The sequence below is a fragment of the Sphingomonas sp. genome, from assembly GCF_019242355.1.
Lineage (GTDB): Bacteria > Pseudomonadota > Alphaproteobacteria > Sphingomonadales > Sphingomonadaceae > Sphingomicrobium.
The window spans coordinates 1-2,410 of sequence record NZ_JAFAVR010000202.1 but is presented as its reverse complement, the minus strand read 5'-3'; the positions used below and the strand labels follow the sequence as shown (position 1 = coordinate 2,410).

The following is a 2,410-nucleotide window of genomic DNA, read 5'->3' as shown; positions in this document are numbered from 1 at the left end:
CGGTCGGACACCGATCCGCTGAACGCGACCAATTTCTCGACCGAAAACCTGTTCGGCATTTTCGTCACGCAGGGTCTGGCGACTCCGGGCGAGCAGCTGCCCTATCTGATGCAGGGCGGCATCGGGCTCCCCGACGCGCAATATTACGTCTCCGCCGATCCCAAAATGGCGGACACCCGGAACAAATATCATGCCTACGTCCAGCAGATCCTGACCGCCGCGGGCTATCCCGACCCGGCCGGCGCTACGGGCCGAATCCTCGACCTCGAGACGAAGATCGCCAAAGCGCACGAACCGCGCGAGCAAAGCGAGGACTTCGCCAATGGTGCCCAGGTCTGGACCCGTCAGCAGCTGGAGCAGAAGGCGCCCGGCATCGACTGGACCGCGCTTCTCAATGCCGCGCAGCTTGGCGGCGCGCAGAAGTTCGACGCCTATCATTTCGCCTCGATCCCGAAGCTCGCCGGGCTGGTCGGATCGGAGCCGCTGCAGAACTGGAAGGACTGGCTCGCGTTCCACACGCTGAACCAGCACGCGGCGGTCCTGCCCAAGCCGTTCCGCGATGCGCATTTCGCTTTCTACGGAACCACCCTTGCCGGCACGCCCCAGGAGCGGCCGCGTGACGCGCTCGCGCTTAACGCGACCAGCAACGCGCTGCAGGACGCGGTCGGCAAGGCCTATGTCGACAAATATTTCCCGGCTTCGTCCAAGACGCAGATCCAGTCGATCGTCGACAATCTGAAGGCCGCCTTTGCGCGCCGCGTCCAGGCGATTGGCTGGATGAGCCCGGCGACCAAGCAGGAAGCGCTGAAGAAGGTCCAGAACATCGTCGTCGGCGTCGGCTATCCCGACACCTGGCGCGATTATTCGGGCGTCCAGATCAGTGCCGACAATGCCTACGCCAACCAGAAGGCGGTTTCGCTTGCCGAGTACAAGCATCAGATCGCCAAGATCGGCAAGCCGATGGACCGCAAGGAATGGTGGATGCCGCCGCAGCTGGTCAACGCGGTCAACCTGCCGGTGCAGAACGCGCTCAACTTCCCGGCGGCGATCCTGGTGAAGCCCTTCTTCGATCCGAAGGCGGACCCGGCGTTCAACTATGGCGCGATCGGCGCCACCATCGGCCACGAGATCAGCCACAGCTTCGACACCGGCGGCGCCTTGTTCGACGCGCAGGGGACGATGCGCAACTGGTGGACTCCGGCCGACTTCAAGGCGTTCCAGGCGCAGGCGGACCTGCTCGCCAAGCAGTTCGACGCCTATGAAGCGCTGCCCGGCCTGCACGTGAACGGCAAGCTCACGGTCAACGAGAATATCGCCGACGTCGCCGGTCTGGGCGCGGCCTATGAGGCGTACAAGGCGTCGCTGAACGGCAAGCCGGCGCCGACGATCAACGGCTTCACCGGCGACCAGCGTTTCTTCATCGCCTTCGGCCAGTCCTGGTCGGTGAAGTCGCGGCCGGAAGCGCTGCGCAACATCGTGCTCACCAACGGCCACGCGCCGGAGCAATTCCGGGCGCAGACGGTCAGGAACATCGACAGCTGGTACCCCGCGTTCAACGTCCAGCCGGGACAGAAACTGTATCTGCCGCCCAATCAGCGCGTGAAGATCTGGGGGTGAAATCGAAAGGGAGGTAAAAATGAGAAGGTTCGCTCTACTCCTGTGCGTTTGCCTGTCGGCGCCCCTGTCGATCGCGGCAGCGCCGGCGACCCTGCATTCGGTGATCGCGAGAGCCGTCGGCGACAGCGCCAGGCCCGCCGATCAACGAAAGGTCGATGGATTGCGCAAGCCGGCCGACACGCTGGCTTTTTCAGGCGTCCGGCCCGGCATGACGGTCGGGGAATTCTATCCCGGCGGCGGCTATTTCACGCGAATGCTGAGCGACGTCGTCGGCTCCGCCGGCCATGTGTACGCGGTTGAAAACCAGGGCTGGAAGGGCGCCGTCAAGGCGAACGCCGACATGCTCGGGGAAGGGCGATGGAAGAATGTCTCGGTCGACACGCGTCCGTTCGGCACCGTCGATTTCCCGAAGCCGCTCGACCTTGCTTGGGTCACGCAGAACTATCACGACCTCAAGATCGCCCAATATGGCAAGGTCGACACCCTCGCGTTCGATCGCGCGGTGTTCAAGGCGCTCAAGCCGGGAGGGACATTCTTCATCCTCGACCATCAGGGGCTGCCCGGACTGACCGATGAGCAGATCGCGAAGGTCCATCGGATCGACAAGGCCGTCGTTATTCGCGAGGTGACCGCTGCCGGGTTCAAGTTGGTCGCGGAAGGCCGCTTCCTTCATCGGCCTGCGGATGACCACAGGAAATCGATCTTCGACAAGTCGATCCAGGGCCACACGGATCAGTACGCGCTGAGATTCGTCAAGCCGCGACGGTAGATTCCGGCGCTCCAATCGCCGGTT

2 protein-coding genes are annotated in these 2,410 nt (G+C 63.6%); both read left to right on the top strand.

Annotated features, from left to right (window positions below):
- A partial coding sequence (locus tag JOZ79_RS10055) for a M13 family metallopeptidase (protein ID WP_294073734.1) occupies positions 1 to 1,617 on the top strand: 1,617 nt, incomplete at its 5' end.
- A 19-nt stretch (positions 1,618 to 1,636) separates the two neighbouring features.
- On the top strand, positions 1,637 to 2,386 hold the full coding sequence (locus JOZ79_RS10050) for a methyltransferase (RefSeq protein WP_294073732.1): 750 nt from the start codon (positions 1,637 to 1,639) through the stop codon (positions 2,384 to 2,386).
- Positions 2,387 to 2,410: the final 24 nt, after the last annotated feature.

Excerpts from the sequence above, each read along its gene's own strand:
- JOZ79_RS10050 (WP_294073732.1), top strand. The coding sequence starts at position 1,637 with ATGAGAAGGTTCGCTCTACTCCTGTGCGTTTGCCTGTCGGCGCCCCTG.